At 51.7% G+C, this 15,802-nt stretch carries 18 protein-coding genes; all 18 read left to right on the top strand.

Features of this window, described 5'->3' with window-relative positions:
* The first annotated feature begins 12 nt into the window (after positions 1 to 12).
* The 18 genes from K3T82_RS09170 to K3T82_RS09085 all read left to right on the top strand — a co-directional run bounded on the left by K3T82_RS09170 (position 13) and on the right by K3T82_RS09085 (position 15,800).
* Positions 13 to 651, top strand: a complete 639-nt coding sequence (locus K3T82_RS09170) for a cytochrome c oxidase subunit 3 (RefSeq protein WP_220193172.1) — start codon at positions 13 to 15, stop codon at positions 649 to 651.
* A 312-nt stretch (positions 652 to 963) separates the two neighbouring features.
* On the top strand, positions 964 to 1,377 hold the full coding sequence (locus tag K3T82_RS09165; RefSeq protein WP_220193171.1) for a hypothetical protein: 414 nt from the start codon (positions 964 to 966) through the stop codon (positions 1,375 to 1,377).
* A gap of 303 nt (positions 1,378 to 1,680) precedes the next feature.
* Positions 1,681 to 3,627, top strand: a complete 1,947-nt coding sequence (locus tag K3T82_RS09160) for an ATP-binding protein (RefSeq protein WP_220193170.1) — start codon at positions 1,681 to 1,683, stop codon at positions 3,625 to 3,627.
* A gap of 137 nt (positions 3,628 to 3,764) precedes the next feature.
* On the top strand, positions 3,765 to 4,409 hold the full coding sequence (locus K3T82_RS09155) for a response regulator (protein ID WP_220193169.1): 645 nt from the start codon (positions 3,765 to 3,767) through the stop codon (positions 4,407 to 4,409).
* Positions 4,410 to 4,633: 224 nt separating this feature from the next.
* Positions 4,634 to 5,209, top strand: coding sequence for a type 1 glutamine amidotransferase domain-containing protein (locus K3T82_RS09150; RefSeq protein WP_220193168.1), 576 nt, complete (start codon positions 4,634 to 4,636; stop codon positions 5,207 to 5,209).
* 324 nt (positions 5,210 to 5,533) lie between these two features.
* Positions 5,534 to 6,181 carry a TlpA family protein disulfide reductase gene (locus tag K3T82_RS09145; RefSeq protein ID WP_220193167.1) on the top strand — a complete coding sequence of 216 codons (648 nt, stop codon included), beginning with the start codon at positions 5,534 to 5,536 and terminating at the stop codon, positions 6,179 to 6,181.
* 13 nt (positions 6,182 to 6,194) lie between these two features.
* Positions 6,195 to 6,650: a CopD family protein gene (locus tag K3T82_RS09140; protein WP_220193166.1), complete on the top strand. Its 456-nt coding sequence runs from the start codon at positions 6,195 to 6,197 to the stop codon at positions 6,648 to 6,650.
* Between the two features lie 150 nt (positions 6,651 to 6,800).
* Entirely contained in the window at positions 6,801 to 7,268 is a 468-nt protein-coding gene (locus tag K3T82_RS09135; protein WP_220193165.1) for a cytochrome c maturation protein CcmE, read from the top strand.
* Positions 7,269 to 7,356: 88 nt separating this feature from the next.
* Positions 7,357 to 9,375, top strand: a complete 2,019-nt coding sequence (locus K3T82_RS09130) for a heme lyase CcmF/NrfE family subunit (protein ID WP_220193164.1) — start codon at positions 7,357 to 7,359, stop codon at positions 9,373 to 9,375.
* On the top strand, positions 9,372 to 9,959 hold the full coding sequence (locus tag K3T82_RS09125; RefSeq protein ID WP_220193163.1) for a cytochrome c-type biogenesis protein: 588 nt from the start codon (positions 9,372 to 9,374) through the stop codon (positions 9,957 to 9,959). The genes K3T82_RS09130 and K3T82_RS09125 overlap by 4 nt, the downstream gene beginning before the upstream one ends.
* Entirely contained in the window at positions 9,959 to 10,321 is a 363-nt protein-coding gene (locus K3T82_RS09120; protein ID WP_220193162.1) for a hypothetical protein, read from the top strand. Before K3T82_RS09125 ends, K3T82_RS09120 begins: the two co-directional genes overlap by 1 nt.
* 43 nt (positions 10,322 to 10,364) lie before the next feature.
* The gene (locus tag K3T82_RS09115) at positions 10,365 to 11,702 is read left to right on the top strand and encodes a carboxypeptidase-like regulatory domain-containing protein (protein WP_220193161.1); all 1,338 of its coding nucleotides are present in this window, start codon (positions 10,365 to 10,367) and stop codon (positions 11,700 to 11,702) included.
* Complete coding sequence (gene ccmA / locus K3T82_RS09110) at positions 11,699 to 12,412, top strand: heme ABC exporter ATP-binding protein CcmA (RefSeq protein WP_220193160.1); 714 nt, start codon at positions 11,699 to 11,701, stop codon at positions 12,410 to 12,412. The genes K3T82_RS09115 and ccmA overlap by 4 nt, the downstream gene beginning before the upstream one ends.
* A 2-nt stretch (positions 12,413 to 12,414) precedes the next feature.
* Positions 12,415 to 13,110: a heme exporter protein CcmB gene (locus tag K3T82_RS09105; RefSeq protein WP_220193159.1), complete on the top strand. Its 696-nt coding sequence runs from the start codon at positions 12,415 to 12,417 to the stop codon at positions 13,108 to 13,110.
* A gap of 7 nt (positions 13,111 to 13,117) precedes the next feature.
* Positions 13,118 to 13,852 (top strand): cytochrome c biogenesis protein CcsA, encoded by a 735-nt coding sequence (ccsA, locus tag K3T82_RS09100; RefSeq protein WP_220193158.1) that lies wholly within the window; start codon positions 13,118 to 13,120, stop codon positions 13,850 to 13,852.
* A gap of 21 nt (positions 13,853 to 13,873) precedes the next feature.
* The gene (locus tag K3T82_RS09095; RefSeq protein ID WP_220193157.1) at positions 13,874 to 14,035 is read left to right on the top strand and encodes a hypothetical protein; all 162 of its coding nucleotides are present in this window, start codon (positions 13,874 to 13,876) and stop codon (positions 14,033 to 14,035) included.
* Positions 14,036 to 14,288: 253 nt separating this feature from the next.
* Positions 14,289 to 14,768: a DUF3054 domain-containing protein gene (locus tag K3T82_RS09090; protein ID WP_220193156.1), complete on the top strand. Its 480-nt coding sequence runs from the start codon at positions 14,289 to 14,291 to the stop codon at positions 14,766 to 14,768.
* A 171-nt stretch (positions 14,769 to 14,939) separates the two neighbouring features.
* Entirely contained in the window at positions 14,940 to 15,800 is an 861-nt protein-coding gene (locus K3T82_RS09085) for a DUF4097 family beta strand repeat-containing protein (RefSeq protein WP_220193155.1), read from the top strand.
* The last annotated feature ends 2 nt before the right edge of the window (positions 15,801 to 15,802 follow it).

The raw sequence follows: 15,802 nt of genomic DNA, 5'->3' as shown, positions 1-15,802 counted from the left end.
GGAGTTCGTAACATGAGTGTTGTGCATGGCGAGCAAGTCAGGCCGCTTGAGGAGCACGTTGAGGTTGGCCGTAGCCTGAACTGGTGGGGCATGATCCTCTTCATTTCCTCCGAAGCCTTGATCTTCGCGAACCTGATTGCTGCGTATCTCTATCTAGAAGTGCGTGGCTTGCAAATCAAAGATGGTCTCTGGCTCTTGCCTTCGGGCGAGCACCTGGACTGGACATTTGCGCTTGGGAATACTGCTATCCTGCTTTTGAGTAGCATTCCAGCTGTCTACGCCCGCCGGAGTATTACCAAAGGAAACAAAAAAGGCTTAATTATTGGCCTGGCTGGGGCTATTTTCCTGGGAGCTGTCTTCCTGGGTGGTCAGGTCTATGAGTATATCAATCTCTATAGTGAGCATTTCACGTTGCAGACCAAGGTCTTCGGTTCGGCTTTCTTTACGTTGACTGGTTTCCACGGACTGCATGTGTCGATTGGTATTCTCTTTATGGTTATCTGCCTCATCCGCGCCACTCGTGGTGACTTCACGGCGAAGAAGCATTTCGCGGTCGAGGCCGCTGAAATGTACTGGCACTTCGTTGATATTGTCTGGATTATTGTCTTCAGTGTGGTCTATCTGTTGCCACTGCTGATGATCCAGGGTTAGGCGATGGCAAAAATATAGAATCCTCTAGTGAGGAGAACGAGCCTGATACCTTTAAAGGTATCAGGCTCGTTTTTTGTACCCATCAGAGGTGAATAATTGCTCTTATGTAGTACGATGATGGTGTCCTACACTCTGCTTGAATGTGTTACACTTGGCAAGTAGGGAAACATATCGACAGGGTGAATGGAGAGTAGTATCATAAATAGATAGATATTTGCAGACGATCATATTCGTTGTTATGATACAGCCGATTGATAAGCGCGACTGTAGAAGATTGAATCCCAAAAGCGTAAGGAAGGACAAGGGCGCGTTATGAAAGAGGCTATGCGCAGGGCCAGCACACAACTGATGTTGAAGGATGAAAGCTTGCGCAAGGGGCTACTGAAGACCAAACATTGTTCTGTCTGTCGGCAACGTATCTGGTTTGAGCCTTTAAAGATTCTGGAACCAGAAGATGCGCCAGAGCCTCGCCATACCTGGCTTCTCTGCAAGCATTGCTATAACTCTCTCATTGCGGAACTACACCGCGCGAAGATCGCTTCCCCGCTCCGTGTTCGTGTTGCAATGGGCATGGTCGCAGCTGAGCGCTGGCCTCTGGCCTACCCCAATTCTCTGCGTGTGCAGGCTAGCGATAGACGCTTCATAGCCCTCCTCGCGTTTGGCTTCTTCATCTTTATGCTTGTACATCTGGTTTTTCTCGTCCTCATCGCGGGCTTCATAAAGTAGAGCTTACTCGATGATTTGCCTCAGCATATGAAGAACGCAGGAAGATGGCAAACAATGATGGTTATCTATCTGCTCTCTTTCTCCTATTCTCCTGGCAGGATTGCATATTTTTGCTACAATATGAGCAATCACCAAAAATGCCAGACTATCTATAAACCTTTCTAACCTAAATATGCCACTAGTATGCTCCTATGTGAAAATTAGCACCGTAGCTAGCGCTATTGTGTTCGGATTTTCGTACTAAGGAGGAAGCAGACGGGTGAGGGGCTCTGATCGGAACCCGCCCTGGGAGATGCGCGATATATGACCCACAATGGTTGGTGGACAGAAGACGAAACAGCCTCGGTGCCGCATAGCTCACTGTCGATGCAAGCTTTAGACATCGTGCCAACTGCATTTACGCGAGAGTATCATATTCTCTCAGAGGTATGCGCAAGCATGAGCAGTGGCTTTATGCTCTTAAATCAGCAACGAGTAATCTATACCAATCAGAGCGCACTACATTTGCTCCAACTCAGCAAGCGCGATCTGGTATCGCCGCAAGACTTTGATGTGCGCGAGCACTTGCTCGATATCGCTGCCGACCGGCGTGTGGCGCATGTGGAACTAGATCGCGTCTGGAGTTCTCCCGAACGAGAATATGCCACCGATGTCGCTCTGGCGGACGCGGCGGTACGTTGGTTGCGCATTCGTAGTTTCCCCGTTCATGATCGGCGGGGCTCCCTTCTGGGTCGGGGTTTGCTCTTCGATGATATTACGCTAGAGCGTTCGGCCCAGGAAGCTCAGGGAGAGACCCTGGCACGCGCGGCCCACGAATTGAAAACTCCCCTGGCGGTGATTAAGGGTTGTGCGACGACACTGCTTGGCAGTTCGGCGCGTTGGGACCCAGCGATGCAACGCGAGATGTTGCAGATGATCGATACGCAGTCTGACCGCCTGTATGATGTGTTGAATACACTGCTAGATGTGTGGCGTCTGGATGCGGGCATGCAACCGCTGCGCCTGACGCAGGTGCAGATGCCGGAACTACTGAGCCAATTGGTGACACGCTGGCAGAAGCAAGCTCCCTACCATCGTTTTGTGTTGAGTGTGCCGCCCGATCTTGCTCCGGTGATGTGTGATGCGCTTCGCATCGAGCAGACTCTCAATCATGTACTGGACAATGCGCTGAACTATTCCTCGCCCAACTCAATTGTGACGGTGCGTGTGGAGACGAACGATGTTGAGATGCGTGTAGGGGTGATTGACGAAGGTGTGGGGATTGCGTCCGAGCACCTGGAGCACATCTTTGACCGCTTTTATCGCGTAGCGCAAAGTGATGAGCAGCCGGGAAGCGGCCTGGGGCTTGCTGCGGCTCGCTCTGCTATTGAAGCGCATAATGGCAAGATATGGGCTGAGTCGGCGGGCGAGGGACAGGGCGCGAGCTTCTACTTTACACTACCACTCTCACCTGTACTTGATGCCGCGCCGAGCGCTTACCGTACAAATGTGACGGAGGTACGCGAGCCTGTAACGGGTTCGCTGAGCGCGCCTCGGCCCACGCTTCTACGCCAGGATCGACGAACTTCAGTGTTGCTAGCTGAAGGCGATGCACGTATGCTTCGCTATCTGCGAGCAAACCTGGAAGAGCAGCAGTACCGTGTACATGCCGTCAATCACGGAATCCAGTTTCTCCGTCAAGTTGATCTTGAGGAGCCTGATATTATACTGCTATCGACGCGCCTGGCTGATATGAGTGGCATCGAGTTATTACAACGCCTGCGCGAATTCTCCCAGGTGCCAGTGATTATGTTGAGCGATGAATGTGATGAGGATGAGCGTGTACAGTTGTTTGACCTGGGGGGCGATGACCTTGTTCTGAAACCCTTCGGAATGCGTGAGTTACTCGCACGTGTTCGCGCGATTCTACGCAGGCGCACTCCCGCAAGTGAGGAGGCTACGCAGCAGGCGATCTTCAGGACAGGGGATCTGGTTATTGACCATGCACAACATGTCGTGACTGTTGGCGAGAAGCCGATTCAGTTGAGTCGCACTGAGTATAAGCTTTTGAGTGTCCTGGCGCAAAATGTGGGCATGGTTGTTACACATGAATTGCTTTTAGAAAAGGTGTGGGGACCAGAATATAATCGCGATATCGATTTCATCTGGGTCTATATCAGCCGCCTGCGTCGTAAGGTTGAGGCTGACTCGCGCCGCCCTAAATATATCGTAACAGTCCCTGATGTTGGCTATAAGCTGATGAGAATTTAAGAAAGAGAAAGTATTCAGGTTACTGTAAGGTATATACCCCTGGTCGTTAAGATCTTGTAATGTAGGGTGGGTATGCTCTAAAATAGAGAAACGTTCTGTTCGCGAAGAGCCTTCGCGGTTGGGAGGAGCATATCACGATGCACACATCACCAGGGGAACAACCACATGTTCTCCTCATCGAGAGCGATATGTGCTTACGTCGCTTGATTGCTATAGGCTTACAGAGCCGAGGCATGCAGGTGAGTGAGTTCGTGCGAGCAAGCCGAGAGCTCACCTTAAAAGATCCGCAGCCAGACTTGCTTGTAGTTGATGTAGATGGCGATGTTCATAGTAACTGGAGCCTGTTGCAGGAAGCCCAAGCGTTGCCGAGCTTGAGCGGTGTTCCCACTATTGTGCTTTGCTGGGAGCGCGAGTGCCAATTCGCGCCCGCCTTGCCGACAGGTCAGTTTGCCAATTCCCTTTCCCAACCTACTACTTATTTAACCAAACCCTTTGACGCGCGTGTTTTGCATCAAGCCATGGATCAGTTGCTCCAGGCGCGCGCGGTGGAGGCAGCCACTCAAGAGGCTGATCTGGAGGCTGCTCTCCTTGCCTCTTATAGTCGACATTCAGCTCCTAGTATCTTTCCCATGGTCACAGCGGCTGGCTTACTGTTGTTGGTTATTAGTATGCTGTTGATGCAGGTCGCGCTCGGCGTCGCGGGATTTCTTATAGTAATAATTGCCTTGCTTTGCTGGACGTTGGGAGGTGAAAAGCCTGCCCCACGTGTAGCAAGTGCCTGAAATGAAGGCTGAGAAAAATATAAACGCGGTTCCTGGTGGGCCGCGTTTATATTTTTTGTGCTTCGGATCGGCGCTAGATCGGTCTAAATCGCTGAGTAACGCATTACATATGTGAAACGTGAACTCTACGTCTACTAAAAGCAGTAAGATACAGAGCTTTTTTGAAAGGATTTTTCATGAAAGGCTGTGTAATTATATGTTGTAGAGAAGGGAGCGGTTATATCATGCAAAGCAATGGCATTAATGGTATGCGTGTCGCGATTATCGTATTTGACGATTTTGAACAGGTCGAGTTTACCGAACCAAAGAAAGTGTTGGAGCAGGCGGGAGCCAGGGTGACTGTAATTGCTCCTAAAGGCGGTCAGGTCCAGGGGATGAACCACGATATCAAAGCTGATCCTTTCCCTGTTGATATGACCCTGGATCAAGCTAGCCCGGACGATTTCGAGGGTCTGATGCTTCCGGGTGGTGCAATCAATGCCGATAAATTGCGTATGGAACCCAGAGCTCGCGAATTCGTGCAGAAATTCGATCAAAGTAACCGACCCATTGCGGCGATCTGCCACGCTCCCTGGGTTTTGATTTCTTCTGGTATTACGAAGGGACGTACCTTGACTAGCTACTACACTATTCAGGATGATCTGCGCAATTCGGGTAGCAATTGGGAGGATAAGGAGATGGTACGTGACCGCAATCTGGTTACGAGCCGCAGTCCACAAGATTTACCAGCTTTCAACAACGCTATGGTTTCGCTTTTCAGCGAGTACAAGCAGAATAAAGCCGCGACCATGACTGCATAGTGTGTTCTGCTTGCGAACCACTTTCTTGTTTTCCGTGAGGCAGCGTATGGGTGGTGTTCCTGTTTATAGATCAGCATCGCCCATACCCTGCCTTTTTGCATGTGCTGTAAGATGAGAGCTTGAGTATTAATGGAGGATGTTGCTGGCTATAGATGTTCAGGCCATTGTAAGGTCACTTTCATGGAATGTTAGTTGCCTATCAGGATCAAGCACCATAATCTGTTCTGATATTATATCCTGAGCCAGATTGCCGATTGTAAATGAGAAGGCAACCTGGAAACAAGAAATAGTCTATTTTTAGTTTGGACCTTTGAGAGTAAACACATGGCATCTGAAAACATAAAGCTAGCCGACACCGCGATGCCAGAGGAATATGTTGACAAGGCGATGGAGGGGCGCAAAAGGCGTAGGCGCATCATTACCTTTAGCGTGGTAACTGTTATCAATATCGCTTTGCTTGCCCTACTCTTCACTCAACTGCTAACACCGGCCTCTGGCGCGAAGAATACGGCTTCGAGCAATACCACGACAGGAGCAATGACCAGTCCCTTGATAGGTAAGACTGCGCCCGATTTTACCCTCTCCTCTTTAAGTGATGGTAAAACCGTGCATTTGTCTGACTTCAAGGGGAAGCCAGTATTGCTCAACTTCTGGGCCTCCTGGTGTGAGCCTTGTCAGGCCGAGGCACCTTTGCTGAGTAAGACTTGGCAGCAGGTACAGTCAAAAGGGGTAGTGATGCTTGGAGTTGATTCCAATGAGCCATCGAGTGACGCGCACAAGTTCCTACAGAAGTATGGGCTGTCGTATACGAACGTGCAGGATACATTGAATGGGGATACTGGCGTTAACTATGGCATTCGCGGCTATCCCGAGACATTCTTTATCGACGCTAGCGGTAAGGTGGTTGCACGCTATGGGCCGCTGGATACCAAGGGACTCCAGAGCGAGTTAAAGAAACTCGGTATTGCCTGAGTGGTGAGGGAAGATGCTTGTACATCTAATCATGCGTGCCGCGCACACTTTGGCAGGTGCGGCCTGGGTGGGTGGCAGCATTATGTACCTACTCGTTGTTATGCCAGCACTACGTGCTGGTGGACCTGCGCCTTTGATTTCGAGTCAGGTTGCAAGCCTCTTTAAGCGTATGGTCAACGCCTGCATGGGTATCATGGTTCTGACGGGAGCTTATCTAACAGTTGACCGCCTGACACAGACCACGCTTGGTTGGGCCTATCTGGCTACCCTGATTGCGAAGGTTGTGCTGGTCATCGCGATGCTGATTACAGCTATTTACCTTGGGCAAAGTAATATTCGTCGGCTTGCGAAGCAGACCACCCGTTTCTCGAAGCTTGCGCCACAGTTGATGTTAGCCCTGGGTATTCTGGTATTTATTCTTGGAGCGTTACTGAATATCCTATACGAGAATACAATTGCGCTTCATTAATTAACATATTATGCGAAACCTAACGCGTTGTCGTGGCTGGCGCTCAGGTTTTCGTAGAGGCACTAAGGTTTTATACGAAACCCAACGCCGCTGGTCGCGGCTAGCGCTCACGCGCTCAGATTTTCGGATAAGGAGTAAGGAGGACGAAACGTGCCGCCTGCAATAGCGATTGATGGACATAAAGAAAAGAATACAAACCTGGAAACACGGAGTAAGAGACGTTTTCCCCTGGCCTTTCTGCTGGTAGGCCTGGCGATTCTGGGTGCGGTTATCTATCTCGTTTACGCAAATACCCAGACCAATGCCGCCTACTATATGACTGTCTCTGAACTACATACCTGTGCGAATTGTGCCACGCAGTCAGTGCGTGTGGCGGGCGTTGTACAGGATGGCTCGATTGTACGAGATGACGCGCATACCAGCGTTCGTTTTACGCTGGTAGATGGAACGCAGACGCTCCAGGTGGCCTATAGTGGCGTGGTGCCGGATATTTTTAAAGCGGGTGTGCAGGTTGTTGTCGAGGGACGCTATAGTGGGCAGGGACCTTTCCAGGCTCAGACCTTGCTGGCGAAGTGCCCATCCAAGTTCCAGAATGCGACACCAACAACACAACCCTAGACTGAACACCCCTGGCTGTCGATTATAGAAGGGAGGGGTGCGCGGACGCTTTGTTGTTACGCTAGAGAGATTGCTCAGAGGAACAAGAGTGTACTTTTCGGATATTGGTATTATCGCGCTGATGCTGGCGTTGGGTTTCACCATTCTAACCATCGTAATCGCGGTGGTTGGGGCGGTTCGTGAGCTACCACAGGCGGTCTTAAGCGCTAAGAGAGCGGTCCTGGTTGTTGCCGGGTTCCTCGTTGTGGCTGCCGCCGCGCTGGTGGCCTCATTCCTCACACATGACTTTGGAGTGAAATATGTGGCGGAGCAATCCAGCCTGAGTATGCCCTGGTATTTTACCTCGGCGGCTTTTTATGGTGGGCAGGAAGGCTCTTTGCTCTACTGGGCGCTGATGCTAGGTATCTTCTCCGCTATTTTTGTTTTTACCTCGTGGCGCGCTCCCGCGAAGTTGGTCCCTTATGTGCTGGCGACGTTGATGTTTATCGAGGGCTTCTTCCTGATAGTGCTCGTTACAGTGTCAAATCCCTTCGTACGTACGCTCAACCCACCACAGGACGGCAATGGTTTGAATCCGTTGCTTATGGATCCTGGAATGCTGGTACATCCTCCAATGCTGCTGATGGGATATATGAGCTTTGCAATGCCATTTGCCTTTGCTGTTGCGGCTCTGATCTCGGGCGAGCTTAAAAACGACTGGCTCCGCTCAATTCGTCGCTGGACGTTGGCTTCATGGACCATTCAGACTGGGGGGCTGCTCCTGGGTAGTTGGTGGGCGTATCATGTACTAGGATGGGGTGGCTACTGGGGCTGGGACCCGGTGGAAAACGCCGCTTTGTTGCCTTGGTTGACCTCCACGGCCTTCCTGCACTCGACGATGGTTCAGGAGCGGCGAGGTATGCTCAAAGTGTGGAATATGTGCCTGGTGATTGCCTCTTTCGCGCTCTCCATATTTGGCACCTTTGAGGTGCGTAGCGGTATTATAAGTTCGGTTCACTCCTTTGCCTACTCGGATATTGGCGGGTACTTCTTCGCCTTCCTGGCAGTCATTATCCTCTTCTCTATTGGACTCTTCTTCTTCCGCTTGCCGAAGCTTAAGGCGGAGCAGGAGTTTGACTCGGTGGTGTCGCGTGAAGGGGTGTTCCTGCTGAATAACTTAATGCTGCTCGGCATTACTTTCGCGACGCTGTGGGGAACGCTCTTCCCTTTGATCTCGCAGACTATTCGCAAGCAGACTATGACAGTTGGTGCGCCCTTCTATAATTCGGTGAATGGCCCACTTTTCGCTGTGCTGATTCTGGCGATGGGTGTGGGACCACTGCTGGCGTGGCGACGGACATCGCTCAATGCTCTCTGGCGTAATCTAAGTGTGCCTGCTATTCTGGCGGCGATTTGTGCGGTGATTCTGCCGCTGTTGGGTGTGACGAACGTACTGGCGAATATTGGCTTCTCAGTGTGTGCCTTTACAGGTATGGCGATCCTCTATGAGCTCTGGCGTGGAGCTCGCGTGCGTCATGCGCATGGCGAGCCCTATGTTAAGGCTGTATATATGCTCTTCAAGCGCTATCGACAGCGTTATGGTGGCTATATTGTGCACCTGGGACTCGTTTTCCTGGCTCTGGGTGTGGTTGGATCACACTTCTTCCAAATACAGAAAGATGTCACGCTTAAGAGCGGGCAGGAAGCGGAGCTGGGTGGCTATCGCTTTGTGTATCTAGGGAACTTGCAGAGCTATGGCGATGACCAGCAGAGCGTCACGTCGCAGATGCAAATCTGGCAGAATGGCTCACTGCTAAGCTATATCTACCCAGGACGTACGATGTACAAGAATTTCGATGACCAGCCCGCGAGCCAGATCTCCATCAGCACTTTTGGCCTGACCGACCTGTACGTCTTCCTGGGTGACTGGCAGGGGCCGTCACAAGCTACCATTCGCATTTTTGTCAATCCACTGGTACCGCTTGTCTGGTGGGGGGGGATGTTGATGTTGCTGGGTGGTGTACTCTGCTGGTGGCCTGAGGCGCGCAAGCGCGTTGTTTATGGTCGCAGAAGTACAAGCCTGCCCAAGACGAGCGCTCTGGTCGAGGATAAGGGAGTGGTGGCATGAGTCGGCTGAAACCTCGAAGCACACTCTATCTCTTTCTGGCTCTGGTCGCGTTGGTGCTGGCTGCCTGGTCTATATCCTACATCAATGCGGAGCGTAACCAAACATTGGATCAGCGCGTTCAAGAAGTCGCGAGCCAGATCAAGTGTCCCGTTTGCCAGGGAGAATCGATAGCGGACTCCAAGGCTGACTTGGCGCGCCAGATGCGCTCCCAGGTGCGCCAGCAATTGCAGTCGGGGAAGTCAGAGCAGGATGTATTGAATTATTTTCGCGATCATTATGGCGAAGATATTCTATTATCGCCTCAGATTCAGGGCTTCGCGCTCTTCTCCTGGTTGGTACCACTGTTACTAATTTTGGGGGGCTGCGGGCTGGTTTATTTGACGCTCCGCGATTGGAAGCGGCAAGCCCAGACACATGTGCCTGTGAAGGCAAAGCGCGAGGTGGATATGCTGGACGATAAGGAGCGCGAACGTTATCAGGCATTGCTAGAAGATGAGTTGGCGGCTGATGATATACTCTTTCGTCCACGTGTGAATGAGAAGCGAGAAAAATCTGGCCCTGGCACACAGATGGAGGCGCTCTAATGGCTATTAGTATCGCAATTATCCTGGCCTTATTGGCCCTGGCATTTGTCGCGTATCCACTTTTGAAGGGTGTCCCTGCCTTGCAAACTGAAAGCGCGCCCGATTCTGTTCAGAAGCCTGAGCTGAAACCCGATGCCAGCACAACTGAGCAAGAGGTCGCGGCAAAGACGGCTCTACAGGAGGTAGAGCTTGATTATCAGCTAGGGAATATCGATGAGCCAGATTATCAGACAATGCGTGAGCGCTATATGCGCCGAGCCCTTGTCGCGCTTAAAGCGCGCCATGATGAAGAGCAAGCCATAGATGAGAGAATTGAAGAGCAGTTGCGCACGATGCGCGAGCAGGAGAAAGAAAGCGAATAAGATGCGAAGTAGCTTTATGCAGGTGAGGAAAGAGGAAGTGAGCATGATGAGCGCTTATTCCCCGGCACCGTTCTACAATCTATCGCGTATACTCTGGAGGGCGGGAGGTGCGCTACTACTAGCCGTGCTGTTATGCGGCATTTTTACCTGGATGCCTGTTTCTGCGCATACATACGCTGGTGGGACCGGGCGCGTATATGGCAAACTGCTTAATGGTACTACGAAACAGCCTATGGCGGGGCAGACTGTAACCCTTCAGATCGCGCAGGGGGATAGCTCAAAGGATGCTCAGACAGCGGTAACTGACGCGGGTGGCAACTATAACTTTCCTAATCTGTCAAACGACAAGACGCTAACGTTTGCTGTCTATATCAAGTACCAGAATGCGAACTACTCAACTGATCGCCTCTCTCTGGTCAACCAGTCGCAACAGCAGGCCGATCTGACAGTGTATGATGCGACCTCTGATAGTTCGAAAATGGCCGTTATCGAGTCGACTGTCCTGGTACAGGGTGTGGATGCCAAGCGCAATGTTCTGAGCGTCTCCGAAATCTTTGCCTTCAAGAATCTGGATGGGAGAGCCTTTGTTGGTTCGCTGGATGCCTCGCAGGGCCGACCAAAGGCGCTCTTTTTCCCGCTGCCAGCGGGCGCACGCGCTATCTCGTTGAAGAAGGGCTTCGATGGCTATCGTGCCATCCAGGCTGCGAATGGTTTCGCCAGTGACGCTGCTGTTCTCCCCGGTGATAGCGAGTTCTCCTTTAACTTTGAAGTTCCCTATAGCGGCAATAGTCTGAACTTCGACTACAAGGCCATGTATCCCACGCTTGACATTTCCTTTATGGTGCCCACGCAGATGCATGTCAGTAGCGCGGACGCAACCCCCAAGGGCGTTATCAATAACGCCGATCATCCCTATAACCTGTATAACGCGACTAATCTGGTCAAGGATCGCCAGTTACTCTTTAAGGTCGAGGGCTTGCCCCAGGCTACGGAGAGCCTTTCCAATACAAAGAATTCGGGCTTTTCCATTGCGAGCCTGAATAATCTGTGGCTGATTGTCGGTATAATTGTTCTGCTGGCTGTCGTGATTCTGGCCTGGAATATTATACGCGTCGTGCGCATCAAGCTTGGCCTGGAAGAAGATACGCGCAAGCCAGCCAAGTCTAAGGGAAGCGCGAAGGGGAAACAGGCGAAGCGTGCGGAAGAGGAGGAGGAGGATTCCCGGGACAAGAAAGAGAAGGCTCTGTTGAAAGAGTTGCTAGAGCTTGACAAGGCGTATGACGCCAAAGAGATCAGCAAAAGTACCTATGAGGAGAAGCGCAACAAGACCAAGGCGCGCCTGCGTACGATTATGCGTGAGCGGGAGGCGGCGAGCCGATGACCAGCGCGCCTGTCGCTGTCGAAATTCAGGATTTGAAGAAGAGCTATGGTTTCAAGCCTATTCTGCGTGGTATCGATCTTCAGGTACGCGCGGGCGAGCGCGTAGCTTTGCTGGGTGCTAATGGCGCTGGTAAAACAACATTGTTGCGTATCCTGGCTTGCCTGGCGAAGCCAAGTGCGGGCTCTGTGCATCTCTATGGGTGGAACTGTGCGCGGGATGTACAGGAGGTGCGCCGCCTGATCGGTTTCGTTGGTCATCAATCCTACCTCTATGAGGAACTGACAGCGCGCGAGAATCTGGAGTTCTTCGCGCGCATGTATAGCGTTCCGGAGGGGCGAGAGCGGGCGCTGACCTGGCTGAATCGTGTGGGGCTAGAAAAGTATGCACGTGAGCGTGTTGGAACATTTTCGCGCGGACAACTACAACGCTTGAGTTGGGCCAGGGCGCTCTTGCATCAGCCTGATCTGTTGTTGCTAGACGAGCCCGATACAGGATTGGATCAGCAGGGGTTGGTCCTGATTGACAAGCTACTGGATGAGCATATTGAGCGTAGCGGTAGCGCTATCTTTATTACCCATCAGCTTGAGCGAGCGCAGGCGCTCAGTGATCGGATTGTGTTGCTGGCGCGTGGGCGTATCGCGAGACGCTGTGAGAGTGAAGAGACCAGTCTCGAAACGTTGCGGCAGGTTTATCAAGAGGTGGTGGGCTAACGATGTTGGCTGAAATCAAAGAGTTCTGGATACAAGTTGGCGCGCTACTCTGGAAGGACATTCGCTGCGAACTCCGAAGTACGCAAACATGGCTAAGCATGGGCCTTTTTGCCCTGCTTGTCTTAGTGATCTTTAATTTTGCCTTTGACCTGCGAGTGGATAATAAAGCAGCGGTAGCGCCGGGCGCGCTATGGGTCTCCTTTATCTTCGCCAGTATGCTTGGTTTGGAGCGCACGCTTGGTTCTGAGCGTGAACATGGCTCGCTAGATCGACTCTTGCTCTGCCCGGTTAACCGGAGAGCAATCTATCTTGCGAAATTATTGGGGAATTTGCTATTTATTGGTGTGGTAGAACTGGTAGCTTTGCCAATTTATATTGTCCTGTTTAATGTGCACCTGCTCGGCGGTGAGTGGGCGCTGTTCCAATTACTATGGATCGTCTTTCTGGGAACAGTTGGCATTGCCAGTGTAGGAACACTCTTTGCGGCTATCGCCTCGGCGACCAGGGCCCGCGCAGTTCTATTGCCAATCCTGGTCTTTCCCTTGATTGTTCCAGTGGTCATTGGCGCGATACGTCTGACAGAGAACCTGATCGCGCTCCAGACACATGAGCCGCCGTGGCTAGGTTTAATTATCGTGTTTGACGTCATCTTCCTGGGCGTGTCAATGCTCACGTTCCAGTTTGTCGTAGAGGAATAATAAAAGTATGGCTATAGCGAAGCGAGAGGTGGATGTGATGCGTGAGAGGAAGATTGGGGCGCAGCGTGGTCTAGCTCCCGTCGATTATATCTTTGGCGCATTATCGCTGATTGGGCTGGCATTGTCGTCGTGGATGACCTTTTTCTACGCGCCAGAGGATGCCTTACAGAAGGACGCACAGCGTATTCTGTATCTGCATGTGGCCTGCGCGTGGCTGGGCATGTTGGCGTTTATCGTACTGGCGGTCGCCAGTATCATCTGCCTGGTGAAAAAGGATGAGCGTTGGGACTGGATCGCACGCGCCAACGCTGAGATTGGGACTGTCTTTATTACTATTGCCCTGCTCACTGGCGCGGTTTGGGGCCGCCCAATCTGGGGCACGTGGTGGGTCTGGGATCCTAAGCTAACAGCAACGTTGATTCTCTGGTTTATGTATGTTGGCTACCTGATGTTGCGCAACTATATGGGTCGTACGCAGGATAGCCAGCGCGCGGGCGCGGTCATGGCGTTAGTTGGCGCGGTCGATGTGCCGATTATCTATCTCTCAGTCAACTGGTGGCGGGGGCAGCATCCTACACAGCAGATTGGTAATCCCGACGCGGGTCTGCCTCCCTCGGCGCTGGCGACTATGTTCGTCGCGATGATCGCTTTTACGTTCTTGTTTATCTTTCTAGCGCGTCAGGTCTATTTCTTGCAGCGAGCGCAGACGCTGGCCCAGCGCCTTCGGGCGATGGTTTCTTAGGAAGGGAGAAGGAAAATTTCCATGTCTGGTTTTACCTATCTGGCTATAGCCTATATAGCAGCCATACTTATCCTGTTCATATACCTCATTGTTATTGCCTTGCGTATGCGTGGGGTTCAGGCCGAACTGGCGGTTGTTGAGGAGATGGTTCGCGAGCAGCAGGAGCGTGAGGATGCTGAATAGGAGCACAGGGTATAGAGGAGGTCATGAAGTGACCTCTCTTCTCTCCTTCTCGTTTGATACTCAGGTCAGGTCTTCGTAAGAAAACTATCGCCGCTGCCGTGCCCACGAATGGGAGTTGCGGCTAGCGCATCCGCGCTCAGGTTTTCAAATAAGGAGCTAAGGTCTTCTACGAAAACCAACGCCGCTGTCGCGGCTAGCGCATCCGCGCTCAGGTTTTCAAATAAGGAGCTAACCAAAAAGACAGGAATGTATTATGAAAGTCAAAGCAACGCGACAGCAAAAGCCTACCATCGATTCCGTGCCATCTACTCCAGTGGAGCGTTCCCGGGTGGGACATATCATTAACATGGGCCTCGGCGACCTGATTGCCTTCTTGATTGTAGGCGTGATCGGGTTGAATAGTCATGGTGAAACTTTGGAGCCAGCCAATCTCCTTCGTGTGACCTGGCCGGTGGCGCTGGCATGGTTTGTTCTCTCACCCTTTTTTGGCGTCTTCCGTCGGGATCTGGCGTCGAAACCAGGGCGCATGGCGACGCGCACTGCTCTGGCCTGGCTGGTTGCGTGTGTAGGAGCACTCCTATTGCGTAGCGTCTTCGAGACGCAAAAGCCACCACCTGTTAGCTTTGCTATTGTGACTTTGCTAACCAACCTGGTCGCGCTCTTTATCTGGCGCTTACCGATGGCGAAACATAACCAGAACAAGCTTGCCAAGGCACAGGAACAGCAGGCATAAATTAAATTTTATAGGTTAGGGATATGGCGCGTGCAGCCTTTTCCCTTCTCCAAGCATGATTCGGGTATGTAGTGTAACGTTGGCGAACAATAGCGTTACACCACATACCCTTAACCTCGCGAGCTACTCCAAAGTGGCGAGGGTGAAGGTTGGTCAAGGAGGATTTTATTTGTGAGCAAGCAGCGAGGGAAGCGCGATTGGCGTAAGTTGATCGTGGTAATATCTTGCGTGCTGATGGGAGCTGTATTGCTTGCTATTGGCGCAACGCGCAGCTTCGCGCGTACAGCACCATTGGAGACAACAACCTATTTTCTGGACCACCCACGAGAAGCGAGCCTGAATATGACACTCGAAACTGGCTCGGTGCGCATTCATCGTGGTGGGGGAACAGGTGTCAGCATTACTGGCACAAAGTATTTCGGCGCGTTTGGCGCAACGAGCGATGTATGGGTAAAAATCGTCCAAAGCGGTAATACTTTGCAGATTAACCAAGGAGGCTCCGAGGGGCCTATTCATCTAGGCTGGGCTGGAGTCGACTTGGATATTAGTGTCCCTTCGACCGTGAATATTAACCTGACTATGCGAGCAGGTGATATCGCTCTAGATGGTCTTCAAGGGCGGGCTCGTATCAGGACTGGTTCGGAATCAATCACTATTACTAACTCATTACTTACAGATGGCACCGAGTTAGACGCGGGTGCGGGAACCGTCTTTGTGGCTGATACAATTTTAAGCGGTAAAGTGAGTATGAATAGTAATACAGGTATGGTGGCGTTTAGTGGCGATATGGACCCCAGGGGAATGTATGCCTTTCATTCTGATGTCGGAACTGTGAGCGTTGCGTTGCCTGGGACTACCTCCTTTATTGTTGACAAAATGCATTCCGGTATCTCATCGATTGAGAACGAGTTTGAGACTGAGCACGTTGGTAAGGGGCCATACGCTCACATCGAAATCTTTTCTGGCACTGGCCCCGTCAGGTTGCGTAAGAGTGAGATTTCACGGCTCTATGACATCCTGACCCAGTCTTAGCG

The organism is Ktedonospora formicarum (assembly GCF_016587355.1).
Taxonomy (GTDB): domain Bacteria; phylum Chloroflexota; class Ktedonobacteria; order Ktedonobacterales; family Ktedonobacteraceae; genus Ktedonobacter; species Ktedonobacter formicarum.
Note: the sequence above shows the minus strand (reverse complement) of the source record. Positions and strands in the feature narration are given on the sequence as shown.